The sequence below is a fragment of the Thalassospiraceae bacterium LMO-SO8 genome (genome assembly GCA_031655335.1).
GTDB lineage: Bacteria > Pseudomonadota > Alphaproteobacteria > Rhodospirillales > Casp-alpha2 > UBA1479.
Window position 1 is genome coordinate 1,922,809 of sequence record CP134226.1, and the last position, 16,141, is coordinate 1,938,949.

17 protein-coding genes are annotated in these 16,141 nt (G+C 66.4%); 12 read left to right on the top strand and 5 right to left on the bottom strand.

Features of this window, described 5'->3' with window-relative positions; all coding sequences use genetic code 11:
• Window positions 1-3 precede the first annotated feature (3 nt).
• Both RJ527_09330 and RJ527_09335 read right to left on the bottom strand, forming a co-directional pair.
• A complete protein-coding gene (locus RJ527_09330) occupies window positions 4-495 on the bottom strand; it encodes a DinB family protein (protein WND77933.1) in 492 nt (163 codons plus the stop codon).
• A 76-nt stretch (window positions 496-571) separates the two neighbouring features.
• Entirely contained in the window at window positions 572-1,492 is a 921-nt protein-coding gene (locus RJ527_09335; GenBank protein WND77934.1) for a diacylglycerol kinase family lipid kinase, read from the bottom strand.
• Window positions 1,493-1,666: 174 nt separating this feature from the next.
• Between RJ527_09335 and RJ527_09340 the strand changes: the two genes are divergently transcribed.
• The 9 genes from RJ527_09340 (at window position 1,667) to RJ527_09380 (ending at window position 10,490) form a co-directional block, all read left to right on the top strand.
• A complete protein-coding gene (locus RJ527_09340; GenBank protein WND77935.1) occupies window positions 1,667-2,527 on the top strand; it encodes a UDP-2,3-diacylglucosamine diphosphatase in 861 nt (286 codons plus the stop codon).
• Window positions 2,455-3,456, top strand: a complete 1,002-nt coding sequence (locus RJ527_09345; GenBank protein ID WND77936.1) for a glycosyltransferase family 1 protein — start codon at window positions 2,455-2,457, stop codon at window positions 3,454-3,456. The genes RJ527_09340 and RJ527_09345 overlap by 73 nt, the downstream gene beginning before the upstream one ends.
• Window positions 3,457-3,572: 116 nt before the next feature.
• Window positions 3,573-5,381 carry an ABC transporter ATP-binding protein gene (locus RJ527_09350; protein WND77937.1) on the top strand — a complete coding sequence of 603 codons (1,809 nt, stop codon included), beginning with the start codon at window positions 3,573-3,575 and terminating at the stop codon, window positions 5,379-5,381.
• Between the two features lie 24 nt (window positions 5,382-5,405).
• On the top strand, window positions 5,406-6,110 hold the full coding sequence (locus tag RJ527_09355; GenBank protein ID WND77938.1) for a lysophospholipid acyltransferase family protein: 705 nt from the start codon (window positions 5,406-5,408) through the stop codon (window positions 6,108-6,110).
• Window positions 6,107-7,393 (top strand): 3-deoxy-D-manno-octulosonic acid transferase, encoded by a 1,287-nt coding sequence (locus RJ527_09360; GenBank protein ID WND77939.1) that lies wholly within the window; start codon window positions 6,107-6,109, stop codon window positions 7,391-7,393. Before RJ527_09355 ends, RJ527_09360 begins: the two co-directional genes overlap by 4 nt.
• On the top strand, window positions 7,390-8,379 hold the full coding sequence (gene lpxK, locus RJ527_09365) for a tetraacyldisaccharide 4'-kinase (GenBank protein WND77940.1): 990 nt from the start codon (window positions 7,390-7,392) through the stop codon (window positions 8,377-8,379). The genes RJ527_09360 and lpxK overlap by 4 nt, the downstream gene beginning before the upstream one ends.
• Window positions 8,380-8,395: 16 nt before the next feature.
• Window positions 8,396-9,301, top strand: coding sequence for a lauroyl acyltransferase (locus RJ527_09370; protein ID WND77941.1), 906 nt, complete (start codon window positions 8,396-8,398; stop codon window positions 9,299-9,301).
• 155 nt (window positions 9,302-9,456) lie between these two features.
• Window positions 9,457-9,795 (top strand): DUF2384 domain-containing protein, encoded by a 339-nt coding sequence (locus RJ527_09375; GenBank protein ID WND77942.1) that lies wholly within the window; start codon window positions 9,457-9,459, stop codon window positions 9,793-9,795.
• A 17-nt stretch (window positions 9,796-9,812) separates the two neighbouring features.
• Window positions 9,813-10,490 carry an RES family NAD+ phosphorylase gene (locus RJ527_09380; GenBank protein WND77943.1) on the top strand — a complete coding sequence of 226 codons (678 nt, stop codon included), beginning with the start codon at window positions 9,813-9,815 and terminating at the stop codon, window positions 10,488-10,490.
• 25 nt (window positions 10,491-10,515) lie between these two features.
• Here the strand turns inward: RJ527_09380 and RJ527_09385 are convergent, their stop codons facing one another.
• Together RJ527_09385 and xseA are read right to left on the bottom strand one after the other, a co-directional pair.
• A complete protein-coding gene (locus RJ527_09385) occupies window positions 10,516-11,346 on the bottom strand; it encodes a M23 family metallopeptidase (GenBank protein ID WND77944.1) in 831 nt (276 codons plus the stop codon).
• Entirely contained in the window at window positions 11,343-12,806 is a 1,464-nt protein-coding gene (gene xseA, locus RJ527_09390; protein ID WND77945.1) for an exodeoxyribonuclease VII large subunit, read from the bottom strand. Before xseA ends, RJ527_09385 begins: the two co-directional genes overlap by 4 nt.
• A 101-nt stretch (window positions 12,807-12,907) precedes the next feature.
• Between xseA and purD the strand changes: the two genes are divergently transcribed.
• From purD to RJ527_09405, 3 genes are all read left to right on the top strand, one after another.
• Window positions 12,908-14,182 (top strand): phosphoribosylamine--glycine ligase, encoded by a 1,275-nt coding sequence (gene purD, locus RJ527_09395; GenBank protein WND77946.1) that lies wholly within the window; start codon window positions 12,908-12,910, stop codon window positions 14,180-14,182.
• A 112-nt stretch (window positions 14,183-14,294) separates the two neighbouring features.
• Complete coding sequence (locus tag RJ527_09400) at window positions 14,295-14,612, top strand: DUF1244 domain-containing protein (GenBank protein WND77947.1); 318 nt, start codon at window positions 14,295-14,297, stop codon at window positions 14,610-14,612.
• A gap of 3 nt (window positions 14,613-14,615) precedes the next feature.
• Window positions 14,616-15,641: a DUF6352 family protein gene (locus RJ527_09405; protein ID WND77948.1), complete on the top strand. Its 1,026-nt coding sequence runs from the start codon at window positions 14,616-14,618 to the stop codon at window positions 15,639-15,641.
• 19 nt (window positions 15,642-15,660) lie between these two features.
• On the opposite strand, the gene RJ527_09410 is transcribed toward RJ527_09405, so the two are convergent.
• Complete coding sequence (locus tag RJ527_09410) at window positions 15,661-16,134, bottom strand: nucleoside deaminase (GenBank protein ID WND77949.1); 474 nt, start codon at window positions 16,132-16,134, stop codon at window positions 15,661-15,663.
• Window positions 16,135-16,141: the final 7 nt, after the last annotated feature.

Consider the following 16,141-nt stretch of genomic DNA (forward strand, 5'->3'; position numbering starts at 1 on the left):
TCTCTAGACCAGCTTCGGGAAATCCGTGACGCCCACGTCATGCCCCATCTGGGTCAGGATCGTCGTTAATTGCCCCCGGTGATGGGTCTGGTGGTTGAACATGTGGCTGACCAGGACCCAGCGCGGCTGGTTGAAGGTCAGGTTGTCCGTGCGCGACGTCCAGGCCACCGTTTCCGACAGCCATGAATCCGTCAGGGCCGCTGTCCAGGCCGTGATCTCATCGTCCAAGGTTTCCCGCGCGGCCCGCATTTCGTCGAAGTCGGAAAACAGGTCTACGCCCGTGCCGGGGGTCGGGCGGCTGCCGCCGTCGAACCTGTTCATCCAGGCGTTGTCCCCGAACATCAGATGGTTGAGCGTGCCGTGCACGGATTTGAAGAACGCCCCCCGGTCGGCCTTGCGCTCGGTATCCGGGATATCGGCGCAAACGGCGTAGACGGCGTCGTTCATGGCGCGGTTGTATCGGGCAAAGGCCTGATAGAGGGCGGGCGTGGACATGGCGGGCTCCTTTGGCTGTCGGGCGCAGTCTAGGAAGGAACGGCCCGGGCGACAAAGGGCAAGGTTGGAAAAAACGTTATGCGGGGACCAACATGTCCAGGCGGTCGGCCGCGATGCGGGCGTCCAAGGGCAGGCGGGTGACGATGTCGCCGTCGCCCTGCACCGGCTCGCCGGCCATGCCCTCGACGATGATCGAGGTCGCGGGCAGGACCTCGTAGTCGGGCAGCTTGTCGAGCCGGCCCAGGATCATCCAGACGGTGTAACGCAGGGCACTCCACGGCCCCACCGACTTGAACAGGCAGACATGCAGACGGGGGTCGCCGAGCGCCGCGTCCTTGGCGCAGACGAAGCGCCCGCCGTAGAAATGGCCGTTGGCGAACACGGCCGAGCCCACGTCATAGGGTTTGCCGTCGACGATCAGCCGGTAGGACCGGAACTTGTAGCGAAAGAAACCGCGGAGCGTTTCCCACACATAGGCCATCTTTCCGATCAGGCGTTTCAGTCCCGCATCGACCGAGGCCACGACATGCGCGTCGAAGCCGACCCCGGCCATCATCACGAAGCGCCGCCCGTTGACCTCGCCCAGGGTGACCGGCCGGGTGCGGCCGAGGGCGATGGTGCGGGCCAGGCCGACGTCGTCTGTCGGCAGGTCCAATTCGGCGGCCAGCACGTTGGCGGTGCCGAGCGGGATGATGCCGAGCGGCACCTGCCGTCCCGCCAGGCCGTTGATGACCTCGTTGATGGTACCGTCGCCGCCGGCCGCGACAATCACGTCATAGACCTCCGCCGGGGCCTCGCGGGCCGTGCGTTCGCCGTCGCCCCGCGCCCGGGTTTCGTGCAGCGTGACGTCGGCGCCGAGGCTCCACATGATCTCCAGAATACGCTGTAGGCGCGCGCGCCGACGGGCGCCGGCGGTCGGATTGAAGATCACAAGAACCTTGCGGGGAGCAGCCATCAGCGTGTCCGGCTCCCCCGGTAGGGCGTTTGAATCGGGCATGATGTGTCGTTTAGACCATTGAATGTGTCACTTTTGTTTCGACTATAATTTCAAATGTATTTCCCGTGTGTGAAGTTTCAATGACAGTGCCTGAAAGTAATGGCGGACATATGGCCGATTACATAAAAGTCACCACTAAATATAGGCCATGCGATAACAACCGCCGTGGACGACATGAACGCAGTTCAACAGAAGACGTCATTGAAATTCCGTTCCATCTGGATCTCCGACATTCACCTGGGCACCCGGGGGTGTCAGGCGGAAATGCTGCTCGATTTCCTCAAGCACACGGAATCGAAATACCTCTATCTGGTCGGCGACATCATCGACGGCTGGCGCATGCGCCGGGCCTGGTACTGGCGCCAGGCCCATAACGACGTAATCCAGAAGATTTTGCGCAAGGCGCGCAAGGGCACCCGCGTCGTCTACGTGCCCGGCAACCACGACGAAAACTTCCGCGATTTCTCCAACCACCGGTTCGGGCGCGTCGCCGTGCTGAACGAGGCCTACCACACCATGGCCGACGGGCGGCGCTTCCTGGTCATCCACGGCGACCAGTTCGACGGCGTCGTGAAATACGCCAAGTGGTTGGCCTTCCTCGGCGACAATGCCTACAACGCGGCCCTGATGCTGAACCTGTGGCTGAACATCGTCCGGCGCAAGCTGGGGTTCTCCTACTGGTCGCTGTCGGCCTACCTGAAACACAAGGTCAAGAACGCGGTCGAATTCGTGTCCAGTTACGAGGCGGCCGTGGTCGGCGAAGCCCGCAAATTGGGCGTGCAGGGCGTGATCTGCGGCCATATCCACACCGCCGAGATGCGTGACATGGACGGCATCCTCTACTGCAACGACGGCGACTGGGTCGAAAGCTGCACGGCCCTGGTCGAACACGAGGACGGCCGCCTGGAAATTCTCAAATGGGCGGAACTGCGCGGCCTATCCTTTCTAAGGGACGAAGACGCATGCGACTCCTCATCGTCACCGATGCCTGGCTTCCCCAAATCAATGGTGTCGTCCGAACCCTCGACACGCTGAGGCAGGGGCTGGAGAAACGCGGCCACCAGGTTCGCCTGGTGACGCCGGATCAGTTCCGCACCATACCTTGCCCGACCTATCCGGAAATCCGGCTGGCCCTGTTCCCGGGGCGCAAGGTCGCGGCCATGATCGAGGACTTCCGGCCCCAGGCGATTCATATCGCGACCGAGGGGCCCTTGGGCGTCGCCGCGCGGGCCCATTGCCTGCGTAACGGCTATCCCTTCACCACGGCCTATCACACGCGGTTTCCCGAATACGTCCACGCCCGCGTGCCGTTGCCGCTCGGCTGGCTTTACGCCGTGATGAAATGGTTCCACGGGCCGTCCTCGGCGATCATGGTGGCGACCCAGACCATCGAGGACGACCTGAAATCCCGGGGCTTCCGCCCGCCCGTCAGGCGCTGGTCGCGCGGCGTGTGGACGGACCTGTTCAAGCCCCGCGACAAGGCGTTTCTGGACGCCCCCCGGCCGATCAGCCTGTTCACCGGGCGGGTCGCCGTGGAAAAGAACATCGAGGCGTTCCTCAAGCTCGACCTGCCCGGTACCAAATACGTGGTCGGCGACGGTCCGCAGTTGGACGACCTGAAACGCAAATACCCCGCCGTGCGTTTCGTCGGCGTGAAGGAGGGGGAGGAACTGGCGAAATACTTCGCCGCCGCCGACGTCTTCGTGTTTCCGTCCCGGACCGACACCTTCGGGCTGGTCCTGCTCGAGGCCATGGCGTCCGGCGTGCCCGTCGCCGCATATCCCGTGCCGGGCCCCTTGGACGTGGTCAACCAGTCGGGGGCCGGGGTGCTGTCCGACGATCTCGCGGCGGCGGTCAAGGGGGCGCTCGCGATTCCCGCCGAGGCCTGCCGGAACCACGCCCTGAAATATTCCTGGGACGCCAGTTTCGACCAGTTCGAGGGCAATCTGCACGTGTTTCGCTGAGGCCTTTAGAACTCGCTTATAAATCCCTGAAATCACGCGGGATTCTTGGCCTTTCTCAGGCTACGTGGTAAAAGGTCCGACCCTGTCCCAGGAACCTTCGGAAGGACCCGAGGCCCGTGGCGTCCGCCATCGATACCCACTCCCCCGTCCATGCCTCCACGGCGAGCCTGCTCGGCCGGCTGTTCCGTGAAAGCATGCGTGGCTACGCGCGCTGGTTTTTCGCGGCGCTTGCCTGCATGGCGTTGATGGCGGCGGCGACGGCGGCCAGCGCCTGGCTGATGGAACCGGTGGTCAACGACATCTTCGTCAACCGTGACGAAACCATGCTGATGCCCGTGGGCCTGGCCGTGTTCGCCGTGTTCATCGTCAAAGGCCTGGCCAACTACGGGCAGGCGACGCTGATGGCCTATGTCGGGCTGCGCATCGTCACCGACAACCAGAACCGCCTGTTCGACAAGCTGTCGCGCATGGACGTGAAATTCTTTCAGGATTCCAACACGGGCGGGCTGATCTCGCGCTTCCTGGTCGACATCAATCAGATGCGCGGCGCCGTGTCCAACGCCTGGGTCTCGCTCGGCAAGGACGCCATGACCCTGATCGGCCTGATCGGCGTCACCTTCTACCAGGATTGGCGATTGGCGCTGATCGCCTTCATCATCTTCCCCGCCGCCCTCTTGCCCATCGTCAAGCTGGGCCGGCGCATGCGCAAGGTAACGGCCAACACGCAGCGTGAAATGGGCCTGTTCACGACGCTCCTGGAACAGACCATCCAGGGCATCCGCGTGGTCAAGGCGTACTCCATGGAAGCCTACGAGCGCGCCCGCGTCAGTGAAATCGTGGAGCGCGTGTTCAACCTGACCATGAAGGCCGAACGCACGCGGGCACTGTCCAGCCCGATCATGGAAACGCTGGGCGGCGTCGCCGTCGGCATCGTCATCTTCTATGGCGGCTACCGGGTGATCCATGGCAACACGGACGCGGGATCGTTCTTTTCCTTCATCACGGCGCTGCTTCTGGCCTACGAGCCCATGAAGCGGCTGGCCAATCTGAACGCCGCCCTGCAACAAGGTCTGGCCGGGGCCGACCGTCTGTTCCAGATGCTCGACATGGAACCGGCGATCCAGGAAGCCCCCGATGCCCGCAGCCTGCCCGCGCCGGTCAAGGGTGCGGTCGAATTCCGCAACGTCGGTTTCGCCTATACCCCGGACCGGGCGACCCTCAACGACCTTTCCCTCACCGTGCCGGCGGGCAAGACCGTGGCCCTGGTCGGTCCGTCCGGGGCGGGCAAGTCGACCATCCTCAACCTGATCCCCCGGTTCTACGACGTCGCTGAGGGCGCGGTGCTGGTCGATGGCGAGGACGTGCGCGGCCTGACCTTCGCGTCCTTGCGCGGCGCCATGGCCCTGGTCAGCCAGGAAGTCACCCTGTTCGACGACACGGTGCGCGCCAACATCGCCTATGGCCGGGCCGGGGCGAGCGAGGACGACATCGTTCAGGCGGCCAGGAACGCCGCCGCCCATGACTTCATCGCGGCCCTGCCCGACGGCTACGACACCCTGGTCGGCGAACAGGGGGTCAAGCTTTCCGGCGGCCAACGCCAGCGCCTGGCGATCGCGCGGGCCATGCTGAAGAACGCGCCGATCCTGCTGCTGGACGAGGCGACCTCAGCCCTCGATACGGAATCCGAACGTCAGGTGCAGGCGGCGCTCGACGCCCTGATGACCGACCGCACGACCCTGGTCATCGCCCACCGCCTGTCGACCGTGGTGCGCGCCGATCTGATCTGCGTCATCGTCGACGGCCGCGTCGCCGAACAGGGCAGCCATGCGGAACTGTTGGCCAGGGGCGGCCACTACAAACATCTCTATGAACTGCAATTCGCCGGGGAAACCGGGGATGCCGCCCGCCAGGCGGCGGGACGGTAACCGGCCCGGGCCGGTGATCCCGCCATGCTGAAACGGCTCCTGAAAAGCGACGGATTGCGCCGGGTGTTGTGCTGGTTGGGCTCGCTTTACATCCGGCTGGTCCATGCCACGGGGCGGTGGCGGGTGGTCGGCGGCGACGCGGCGCGCGCCCATTGGGCGGCGGGCAGGCCGTTCATCCTGTGTTTCTGGCACGGCCGGATTTTGATGATGCCCCATTGCTGGCCTCGCGATAAGGCGATCCACATGCTGATTTCCCAGCACCGGGACGGCCAGATCATCGCCCGCACGGTCGGCCATTTCGGCATCAGGACCGTGGCGGGCTCGTCGTCCCGGGGCGGGGCACAGGCGCTGCGCGCCATGGTCAAGGCGCTGAAGGCCGGCGACTGCGTCGGCATCACGCCCGACGGCCCCAGGGGGCCCCGCATGCGGGCGTCGGACGGCGCCGTCGCGTTGGCCAGACTTTCCGGCGTGCCGATCATCCCGGCGACCTTCGGGGCCGCGCGGGGGCGGGTGCTGCAAAGCTGGGATCGCTTCCTGGTCGCCTGGCCGTTCGGGCGGGGCGTCATCGTCTGGGGCGATCCCATCGACGTTGCCCGCGACGCCGATGCGGCGGCGCTGGGTGCCGCGCGTTTGCAGGTTGAAAACGCGCTCAACGCCATCACCGTCGAGGCCGACCGCCTGACCGGTCGCGTCCCGGTCGAACCCGCTTCGGTGGAGACGGCCCGATGATGCTCGGTCTTTATCGTTTCCTGACGACCCTGGGCGCACCCGTGATCCAGATCTACCTGGGGCGGCGGATCAAGGCCGGGAAGGAAGATCCCCATCGCTTCAACGAACGGCTGGGCCGGGCCGCCCTGGCGCGCCCCGACGGACCCTTGATCTGGCTGCACGGGGCCAGTGTCGGCGAGGCGATGTCGCTGCTGACCCTGGTCGCCCGCTTGAAGAACGCGGTGCCCGCCGCCAACATCCTGATCACCACGGGCACGGTGACCTCGGCGCGCATGCTGGCTGACCGCCTGCCCAAGGGGGCGGTTCATCAATACGTGCCGGTCGACCGCATGGCCTACGTGCGCCGCTTCCTCGACCATTGGCGGCCGGACCTGACGCTGTGGGCGGAATCGGAATTCTGGCCCAACCTGATTTCGGAAACGGCGGCGCGGGGCAATCCCCTGATCCTGGTCAACGGACGCATCTCGCCCCGTTCGTTCAAAGGCTGGTCGCGGGCACCCAAATTCATCGCCGGGCTGCTCGGCGGCTTCGCCCTCTGCCTGGGCCAGACCGAGGGCGACGCCGAGCGCCTGCGCGCGCTGGGGGCGGCGGGCGCGCGCAGTGTGGGAAATCTCAAATTCGCGGCCGATCCCCTTCCCGTCGATGCGGCGCGGCTGGCGGACCTGCGCGCCGCCACGGCGGGCCGGCCCCTGTGGCTGGCGGCCAGCACCTGGGCCGGGGAAGAAGATATCGCCTGGGGCGTTCATCAGAACCTGATGGCGGCTCATCCGGGGCTGTTGACCGTCATCGTGCCGCGCCACCCGAACCGGGGGGCGGAGATCGCGGCCCGGCTTGCGGACCAAGGGGCGCGGGTCAAACGGCGCGCGGCGGGGGGCATGCCCGACGCCGGAACGGACGTCTATGTCGCCGATACCATGGGTGAACTCGGCCTGTTCTTCACGCTGGCCCCTGTCGTGTTCATGGGCAAGTCGCTGTCCGCCGAAGGCGGCCAGAACCTGTTGGAGCCGGCGCGCCTCGGCTGCGCCGTGCTGTACGGCCCGCGCATGACCAACTTCGCCGACATGGGGGCCCGCATGGCCGCCGCCGGGGCCTCCCTGCCGGTCGCCGACGGGGCGGCCTTGAGCCGCGCCGTCGGCCGGCTTCTTGACGATAAGGGCGAGGCCGAGGCCATCGCCGCCCGCGCCCGCACCTTCGCCCAGGCGGAAGCCGGGGTCATCGACCGGCTGATGACGGAACTCACGCCCTACCTACAGCGTCTGGACGGCGCAAAGGGGGCCGCATGAAGGCCCCCGCGTTCTGGTACGATGCGGCGCCGTCGGCTCTGGGGGCCGTGCTGTCGCCGCTCGGCCTGATCTACGGCGCCGCGACGGCGTTGCGGCAGCGCGGAGGAAGACCGGCCCAGGCCGGCGTGCCCGTGGTTTGCGTCGGCAACCTGACGGCCGGCGGGGCGGGAAAGACGCCGGTGGTGATCGATATCGCGCGCCGCCTGGCCACCGCCGGACGGCGGCCCCATGTGGTCAGCCGCGGTTACGGCGGCCAGGCCGATGCCACGCCCCGGCCCGTGGACCCGGATGCGGATACGGCGGACAAGGTTGGGGACGAGCCGCTGATGATCGCCAAGGCCGCACCGGTTTGGGTCGGCGGCGACCGGGCCCAGGCGGCCCGTACCGTCGCGGACGCCGGGGCCGGGACCCTGGTGCTGGATGACGGTTTTCAGGACCCGTCGCTCGCCAAGGATTTGTCCATCGTCGTCGTCGATGGCCGTTACGGTTTCGGCAACGGTTTCCTGATCCCGGCCGGGCCGCTCCGCGAAACCCTGCGGGCGGGGCTGGCGCGGGCGGACGCCCTGGTCGTCATCGGGGACGATGCCTGGGGCGTGGGCGACGCGGCGCGCCGGTTCGGCCCGAAAAATCTACCCCTGTTGACGGCCCGGGTCGTGCCTGGATCCGAGATCGGCCAAATTTCAAAATCCCTGGGCGTTGCCTTCGCGGGGATCGGACATCCGGAAAAGTTCTTCCAGACCCTTCGCGATCACGGCTGCCGCCTCGCGGGAACGCAAGCCTTCCCTGACCATCATCCCTTCAGCTCTGCCGATCTGGCGGCCTTGAAACGTCGTGCGGAAGCCCTGAAGGGGGTTTTGATAACCACGGAAAAGGACGCCCAGCGGATCCCCGCCGGTGACCGCGCGGGCATTGAAGTCTTGACAATTACCCTGCAATGGGACGACGAAGCGGCCCTCGACCGATTGTTGCAAAACGCCAAACCCTAGTCAGGCTGCCGATTCCATGGCTCATGCGCCGGCCCCGCTGAACAAATACGTGCTTCACCCCGTCCAGGCGGCGGCGGCGTTCACCGTCTACATGTTCTTCCGCATGCTGCCGCTCGATTGGGCGTCTGGGCTGGGCGGTCTTCTGGCGCGCACCATCGGGCCGCGCCTGCGCCTGTCCGACCGGGCGCGCCGGAACCTGCGCGCGGTGTTTCCCGACATGGCGGCGGCCGAGGTCGAGCGCATCGTCCACGGCATGTGGGACAACCTGGGCCGGCTTGCCGCCGAATTCCCCCATTTACAGGAAATCGACGTCTACGCCGGGAACGGCCGGGTGACCGTCGAAGGCGGCGAATACGTGGACCAGCTGCGCGACGATAATGAGGCGGGTATTTTCTATTCTGCCCATATCGGCAATTGGGAAATTTTGGCCCTGGGCGCGACGCAGCGGGGCCTGCCGCTCGACCGCGTCTACCGCGAGGCCAACAACCGTCTCGTCGAATGGCTGTACCGCCACGGCCGGGCCGCCGTCGAAGGGGCGCTGATCCCCAAGGGCCCGCAGGGCGTGCGCCAGCTTCTCAACGCCTTTCGCTCGGGCAGCCACCTGGCCATGCTGGTCGATCAGAAAATGAACGACGGCATCGCCGTGCCGTTCTTCGGCCGCCCGGCCATGACCGCCCCGGCATTGGCCGAACTGGCGCTGCGCCACAACTGCCCCGTGGTGGCGGCGCGGGTGACGCGGATCAAGGGCGCGACCTTCAAGATGACGGCCCTGCCCCCCGTCCGGTTCGAGAAGACCGGCGACCACAAGGCCGATGTGCTCGCCGCGATGACGCAGATCAACAACCAGGTCGAACAATGGGTCCGCGACACGCCGGAACAGTGGTTGTGGCTGCACAATCGCTGGCCCAACGGCGGAGAATAAGGGCCGGAACATTGACATTTGTCGTTATTTATGTATTATAGCGCCAAATGTCTTTTGACGATTTGCAAAGGATCGTTCCGGTGCCCCATCTTCGTCTTATTGAACCGCACCCCGCCCCGCCGGGGCCGAACTTCTCCGCCGAGGAGGTTCACGCCATGCAACGGGCGGTGATCAACCTGTTCGGCCGCTGGGACATCACGGACACCCAGGCCGCGACCTTGCTGGGTGAAATCGCGCCGCGCACGTTCCAACGCTGGAAGGCGGGGGAATATGGCCGGGTCGGTCCCGACCTTGCGGCGCGGTTGTCGAATCTGCTGGGGATTCACAAGGCGCTGCGGTTGCTGTTCAAGGACGCGGAACGCGGTTACGGCTGGATCAGGCGGCCCAACGCGGCGTTCGGCGAGCGTTCTGCCCTGGCGGTGATGCTGGGTGGGCAACTGACCGATTTGATGCGGGTGCGCCGGTACCTGGACGCCGTCCGGGGGGGCTGGTGAGGGCGCCCACGTCACAGGTGGCGTGGTCCTATCATCGACTTATCAATTCCGCGTATCCCCCCATCGACCTGTTCGAGGATATCGCCGACCCCCAGGACTGGCTGCTTTTGGCATCGGCGGAAATAAAGACCAACGCGCGTCTTGCCGAAACCATCGGAAATCTCGACCTTGTGCCGCCGGAACGGCGCGTCGGCGGCGCGGGCGCTTCCTATGTCATGGCGCCCTTCACCCATGTCAGTCCGGATCGGCCCGGGCGGTTTCACGACGGCACCTTCGGCGCCTTTTACGCCGCCGCCGGATACGAAACGGCCCTGTTTGAAACGGTTCACCATCAAGCCCGGTTTTGCCGGGCGACGGCGGAGGCGCCGGGGTGGATCGCCGACCTGCGCGAACTCGTCGGTCGCATTGATGCCGCCTTGGATGACTTGCGGGACGGTGGCTTCGCGGACCTGCTCGATCCCGACGACTATGCGCCGTCTCAGGCCTATGCGCGGGAAGTCCGCGCCGGCGGCGGCGACGGCATCGTTTATCCCAGCGTTCGGCACGCGGGCGGCGAGTGTTTCGCCGCGTTCCATCCGGACGTGATGGGCATTCCCGTCCAGGGGCGTCACGTCAGCTATCATTGGGACGGTGGCCGGATTGACCGGATCAAGGATCTAAGCGACGGCCATAAGGTCTATCAGATCGACTCTTGACGATCGGCGGGGAACAGGGCGCCGGCTATTCGATGGGCTTCTGCGGGTCGACCAGCAGCGCCGGGTCCAGATGGGTCTTGAACCAGCTGACGCCCCAATGCAGGTGCGGCCCGGTGACCCGGCCGGTCGCCCCCACGGTGCCGATCTGCATGCCCTTGGTGACGAAGTCGCCTTCCTTCACGGTGATCTTGTCCATGTGGATGTAGACCGACGTCAGGCCCAGGCCATGGTCGATCATCACCGTCTTGCCCGTGAAGAACATGTCCTGATTGACCAGGGCGACGATGCCGTCGCCCATTGTCTTGACCGGCGTGCCGCGGGGGGCGGCGACGTCGACGCCGTTGTGCGGGCTGCGCGGCTCGCCGTTGAGGATGCGCTGGCTGCCGAACACGCCGGAAATGGGTCCCTCGACCGGCCACATGAAGCCGGTATCGAAAAAGGTCTTGAGCGTCGTGCGTTTGCGTACTTCGGCGATCTGGACCTGGTCCTTCTTGATGCGGGCGAGGTCTTCCGGCTTGGTCGGGCTGACCTTGCGTTGCGGCAGGCCGTTGATGCGCTGGACTTTGTATTTGCGTTTCTCGATGGCAAGCTCGCGCGTTTCCGGCAGGCCTTCCGGCGGCTCCGCCCGCAGCACCATCTTCGCCTTGGCCTTGCGCCCGAAGCCGATGATGAAGCTGCCGTCGGGCGCCACGGCCACGGGCTGCCCGTCGAGCGTCAGTTTGGTCCCCGGTTCAACCTTGCCGGTCACCAGGCCGCCCTGAATGAACTTGCCGGAAAGCTCCAGCGCGAACGCACTTTGAATGCCCGCCACGGTGATCGCCGCCGAAAGCAGGAGGGTATGAAGGATATTGGTCACAGAAGCTGCCCCTGTCGGCCGTCGCCCGGTTTGTCTGGTTTCGGTTTTCCCGGTGCCTTTGTCTTGTCCGGGGTGTCGTTGCCCGTAACGGTCACTGGCCGCGTTCCGTCGCGGAGACGCAGATCAAGCCGGTCGCCGGTCTTAAGCCCTTTGGCAGAGGTCACGGGCGCGCCAGCAGGGGCAGTGACCAGGGCGAACCCGCGGTCGAGCACGCGCTGATAGGAATAGCTTTCCAACAGAGCCGAGGCCTGTGTCAGGCGGTTTCGCGCCCGGTCCACGGCGGCCCGGCCGGCGGTCTTCAGGGCGCGCACTTCCGAGGCGAGGCGGCCGGCCTCCATCTGGATGATCTTGTCGGGCCGGGTCAGCCCGGCGGCGGCGCCTGCGAGGCGCGCGCGGCGGCGTTCCAGCCCGCTGCCCAGCGAATGACCCAGGCGGTCGGTCCAATCGTCGAGCCGCTGCGCCTGTTCCTGCAGCATGCGCGCCGGGTTGGGCAGGGCCCGGGCCGTGGCGTCCAGATTGCGGCGGTGGTCGGCCAGCCGCCGGGACACGGCGCTGGCGATGCGCCGACCGTCTTCCAGAACCTGGGCCAACAGGTCCAGGCGCACCGGCACGGCCATTTCCGCCGCGGCGGTCGGGGTCGGTGCGCGCCGGTCGGCGGCGAAATCGGCCAGGGTCGTGTCCGTTTCGTGGCCGATCGCCGAAATCACCGGGATCGGACAGTCGGCGATGGCGCGCACGACCTCTTCCTCGTTGAACGCCCATAAATCCTCCAGGCTGCCGCCGCCGCGGGCGACGATGACCACGTCCGGGCGCGGCACGGGGCCGCCGGCTTGGATATCGCCGAATCCACGTATGGCCGCGGCGACCTGCGTGGCGGCGTTCTCACCCTGGACCAGCACGGGCCAGATCAGGACGTGGACCGGGAAGCGGTCGGCCAGCCGGTGCAGGATGTCGCGGATCACCGCCCCCGTGGGCGAGGTCACGACGCCGATCACGTCCGGCAGGAAGGGAATGTCGCGCTTGCGCTCGGCCGCGAACAGGCCCAGGGATTCCAGCTTGCGGCGGCGATCCTCCAGCAGCTTCAGAAGCGCGCCCTCGCCGGCCAGTTCCATATGGTCGACCACGACCTGGTATTTGGAGCGCCCGGGATAGGTGGTCAGCCGCCCGGTGGCGACGATCTCCATGCCGTCCTCGGGCTTGATGGCCAGGCGCCCGGCGGTGCCGCGCCAGCACACGCCGTCGATCACCGCATCCGCGTCCTTCAACGCGAAATACAGATGGCCCGAGGCCGCCCGCTTGAAGCCCGAGATTTCGCCCCGGATTCGCACCCATTGAAAGGTCTCCTCGACCGTGTGTTTCACGGCCTGGGAAATCTCGGAAACGGTAAAGACCGGCAGGTTATGGCTGGTCTCGGTTTCGCCGGGTTGACTCTGCGCGGTGCCGCTGGAATTGTCGCTCATGGGCGCAGTATGCAAGGCCCAGTGAACGGACACAATACGGCGGGCCGTGACCAAGGCGGAGCGCCGAACGAACCGCCGGAACCGGGAGGGATTGGGACAGGATGAAGGTACTTGTGGTCGGTTCGGGCGGGCGCGAACATTCCCTTTGCTGGGCCATCGCCAAATCCCCCAAATGCAGCGAACTGTTCTGCGCCCCCGGCAACGCCGGCACGGCTGCTCTCGCGCGCAACCTTGATATCGAGGCCGAGGATCTGGACGGCATCGTCCGATTCGTCAAGGACAGCGCCATCGACTTCGTCGTGGTCGGGCCGGAGGGCCCCCTGGTGGCGGGCCTGGTCGACAGACTGGACGCGCTCGGCGTCAAATCCTTCGGGCCGACGGCGGCGGGGGCGGAATTGGAAGGCTCCAAAGCCTTCACCAAGGATCTTTGCGCGAAGTACGACATTCCGACCGCCGACTACGACCGCTTCGACGAACCGGACGCGGCCAAGGAATACATCCGCACGCACGGGGCCCCCATCGTGGTCAAGGCCGACGGCCTGGCCGCCGGCAAGGGCGTCATCATCTGCCGCAACGTGAACGAGGCCTATGCGGCGGTCGACCAGATCATGATCGAGGAAGCCTTCGGCCGCGCCGGCACGGAAATCGTCGTCGAGGAATTCCTCGAAGGCGAGGAAGCCAGCTTCTTCGCCCTGGTCGACGGAGAAACGGCGCTGCCCCTGGTCGGCGCCCAGGATCACAAGCGCGCCCACGACGGCGACGAAGGCCCCAACACGGGCGGCATGGGCGCCTATTCCCCGGCCCCCGTCATCGACCAGGCCATGGTCGACCGGGTGATGGCCGAGATCATCGAGCCGACGATCAAGGGCATGGCGGCCGAGGGCAGGCCCTTCAAGGGGGTGCTCTACGCCGGGCTGATGATCGACGGCGCGGGGCCCAAGCTGATCGAATACAACACCCGGTTCGGCGATCCAGAATGTCAGGTCATGATGATGCGCCTGAAATCCGACGTGCTGGAGGTTCTCCTGGCCTGCGCCGAGGGGCGTCTGGCCAAGACCAAGCTGCAATGGCGCGATGAGGTCGCCATGACCGTCGTCATGGCCGCCAAGGGTTATCCCGGGAAGTACAAAAAAGGCACGGAAATCAAGGGCCTGGATGCCGCCGGCGCGGTCGAGGGCGTGGTCGTGTTCCATGCCGGGACGGCGGCGGGTGCCGGCGGCGCGGTGACCGCCAACGGCGGCCGCGTGCTGGGCGTCACGGCGATCGGCAAGGACGTCAAGGAAGCCCGCGCCCGGGCCTATCAGGCGGTCGATCTGATCGACTGGCCCGAAGGGTTCTGCCGCCGCGACATCGGCTGGCGGGCGATCCAGCGATAGGCCCCGGCGGGGCCGCCCTTTTTCCGGCGGCCTCCGGCCCCTATATAGACCGCACAGACGAACAGCCGCCGCGCGGGACACCGGCGCGGCGGAAGACGGAGGAAACGACGACATGGACGACAAGACCCGCACGGAAGTGGAAGCCGCCGCCTTTCGCGGCCTCATCAAGCATTTGCAGAAGCGCACGGACGTGCAGAACATCGACCTGATGAATCTGGCCGGGTTCTGCCGCAACTGCCTGGCCAAATGGTACGCCGCCGAGGCCCAGGCCAAGGGCGAGGACGTCGATTACGACGCGGCGCGCACGGTCGTCTACGGCATGACCTATGACGCATGGAAGGACAAGTTCCAGAAGCCCGCCGACGAAGCGCAGAAAAAGACCTTCGAGGACACCAAGCCGCTGCACGCCGACATCAGCGGCCATAACTAGCCCATGAATACCCCGGCGCCCGATTTCTGGCCCAATTCCGGCTACCATCTGCTGACCCGGAACGGGGCCGGGCATCTGGCCGTGACGGATGCCTTCCTGCGTGCCTATCTGCAACGTCCGGAAATCGCCCCCATCGCGGAATCCTGCGATGCCGAACGGGCCCTGCACGGCGCCCTGATGGCCAATCCCCGCGAAGCCGTCGGCGACGGGCGCATCGACGCCATGGCCGACGAAGACGCGCGCGACAACTACCGGGTGCTGCTCGCCTTCCGCGACCGGCTTGTGGGCGCGGGCACGGTCGAGGCTTGTTACCTGGAAATCTTCCGCTCGGACGGCGTCACCATTCCGCCGCTGTTCATCGATCAGATGGCCCACGTCGTCGCGCGGCGCGTCATCGACGGCACGGACGACCCGTTCCGCGCCCGCGCGGCGGAACTTCTGTTCCGCGAACAGACGGTGACCTTGAAGGACGGCGCGATTTTGTTGGGCGATGCGGAAACGGTCGAGATGCTGGCCACCACGGCCGGCATGGGCAGCCTGGGCAAGCTGGTGGTCGGCAGTGGCGCGGCCGCCCGCCAGGTCGACATGGACGTGTTGCAGACGGACACGGCGGCCATCTATTGGGACCGCAACGAACGCTACGACACGGTGCTCGACATCTCCTTCGCCCGGCCGGGGCTGGATGCGCTGTGCCGTGTGCTCGAAGCCTGGGTCCGTCATTTCCTACAGGCCGAGGTCTCGATCCAGCCGGTGCAGGAAATCAACGACGAGAAATGGGTCTGGCATCTGGGCCTGGACGCCGAAGCCTCGACGCTGCTGAACGACCTCTACGAAGGGGAAGATGTCGAGGATGCGCGCATGGAACGGCTGCTGTCGCTGTTCCGCCTCGACTTCAAGGACCCCAACCAGATGGCCATTGAGGTCCGGGGCAAGCCGATCTATCTGGCGCTCTGCATGACCCCGGGCCAACGCGTGCGCCTGAAGCCGCAGAACCTGCTGGTCAACCTGCCCCTCGCGGCGGAATCCTGAATCCTAGAATTTCAACCGCTTAGCGGCGGTCCTTGAAAAAGTCTTTCAACAGCGCCGCCGCCTCCGTCTCGCCCAGGCCGCCGACCACCTCGGGCGCGTGGTGGCAGGTCGGCTGGGTGAAGAACCGGGGGCCGTGCTCGACCCCGCCGCCCTTTGGATCATAGGCTCCGAAATAAAGCCGCCGGATGCGGGCATGGCTGATGGCGGCGGCGCACATGGCGCAGGGTTCCAGGGTCACGTAGAGATCGCAGTCGGTCAGGCGCGGCGCGCCTTGCGCCTGCGCCGCGCGGCGCAGCGCCAGGATTTCCGCATGGGCCGTCGGGTCGTGGGTGGCCTCGGTCTCGTTGCCGGCGCGGGCCAGGACGCGGCCGGTCGCCGCCTCGACCACCACGGCGCCCACGGGCACCTCGCCGCGCGATGCCGCGGCGCGGGCCTCTTCCAGGGCCTGGCTCATGAAGCTGTTTGATGCCGGTTTGTCCATGGCGCCAACCATACTCGCC

Coding starts and splice junctions, on each gene's coding strand:
- lpxK (WND77940.1), top strand. CDS start 7,390: ATGAAGGCCCCCGCGTTCTGGTACGATGCGGCGCCGTCGGCTCTGGGG.
- RJ527_09345 (WND77936.1), top strand. CDS start 2,455: ATGCGACTCCTCATCGTCACCGATGCCTGGCTTCCCCAAATCAATGGT.
- RJ527_09410 (WND77949.1), bottom strand. CDS start 16,134: ATGGTTGGCGCCATGGACAAACCGGCATCAAACAGCTTCATGAGCCAG.
- RJ527_09355 (WND77938.1), top strand. CDS start 5,406: ATGCTGAAACGGCTCCTGAAAAGCGACGGATTGCGCCGGGTGTTGTGC.
- RJ527_09400 (WND77947.1), top strand. CDS start 14,295: ATGGACGACAAGACCCGCACGGAAGTGGAAGCCGCCGCCTTTCGCGGC.
- RJ527_09375 (WND77942.1), top strand. CDS start 9,457: ATGCAACGGGCGGTGATCAACCTGTTCGGCCGCTGGGACATCACGGAC.
- RJ527_09330 (WND77933.1), bottom strand. CDS start 495: ATGTCCACGCCCGCCCTCTATCAGGCCTTTGCCCGATACAACCGCGCC.
- purD (WND77946.1), top strand. CDS start 12,908: ATGAAGGTACTTGTGGTCGGTTCGGGCGGGCGCGAACATTCCCTTTGC.
- RJ527_09335 (WND77934.1), bottom strand. CDS start 1,492: ATGCCCGATTCAAACGCCCTACCGGGGGAGCCGGACACGCTGATGGCT.
- RJ527_09405 (WND77948.1), top strand. CDS start 14,616: ATGAATACCCCGGCGCCCGATTTCTGGCCCAATTCCGGCTACCATCTG.
- RJ527_09370 (WND77941.1), top strand. CDS start 8,396: ATGGCTCATGCGCCGGCCCCGCTGAACAAATACGTGCTTCACCCCGTC.
- RJ527_09360 (WND77939.1), top strand. CDS start 6,107: ATGATGCTCGGTCTTTATCGTTTCCTGACGACCCTGGGCGCACCCGTG.
- xseA (WND77945.1), bottom strand. CDS start 12,806: ATGAGCGACAATTCCAGCGGCACCGCGCAGAGTCAACCCGGCGAAACC.
- RJ527_09340 (WND77935.1), top strand. CDS start 1,667: ATGAACGCAGTTCAACAGAAGACGTCATTGAAATTCCGTTCCATCTGG.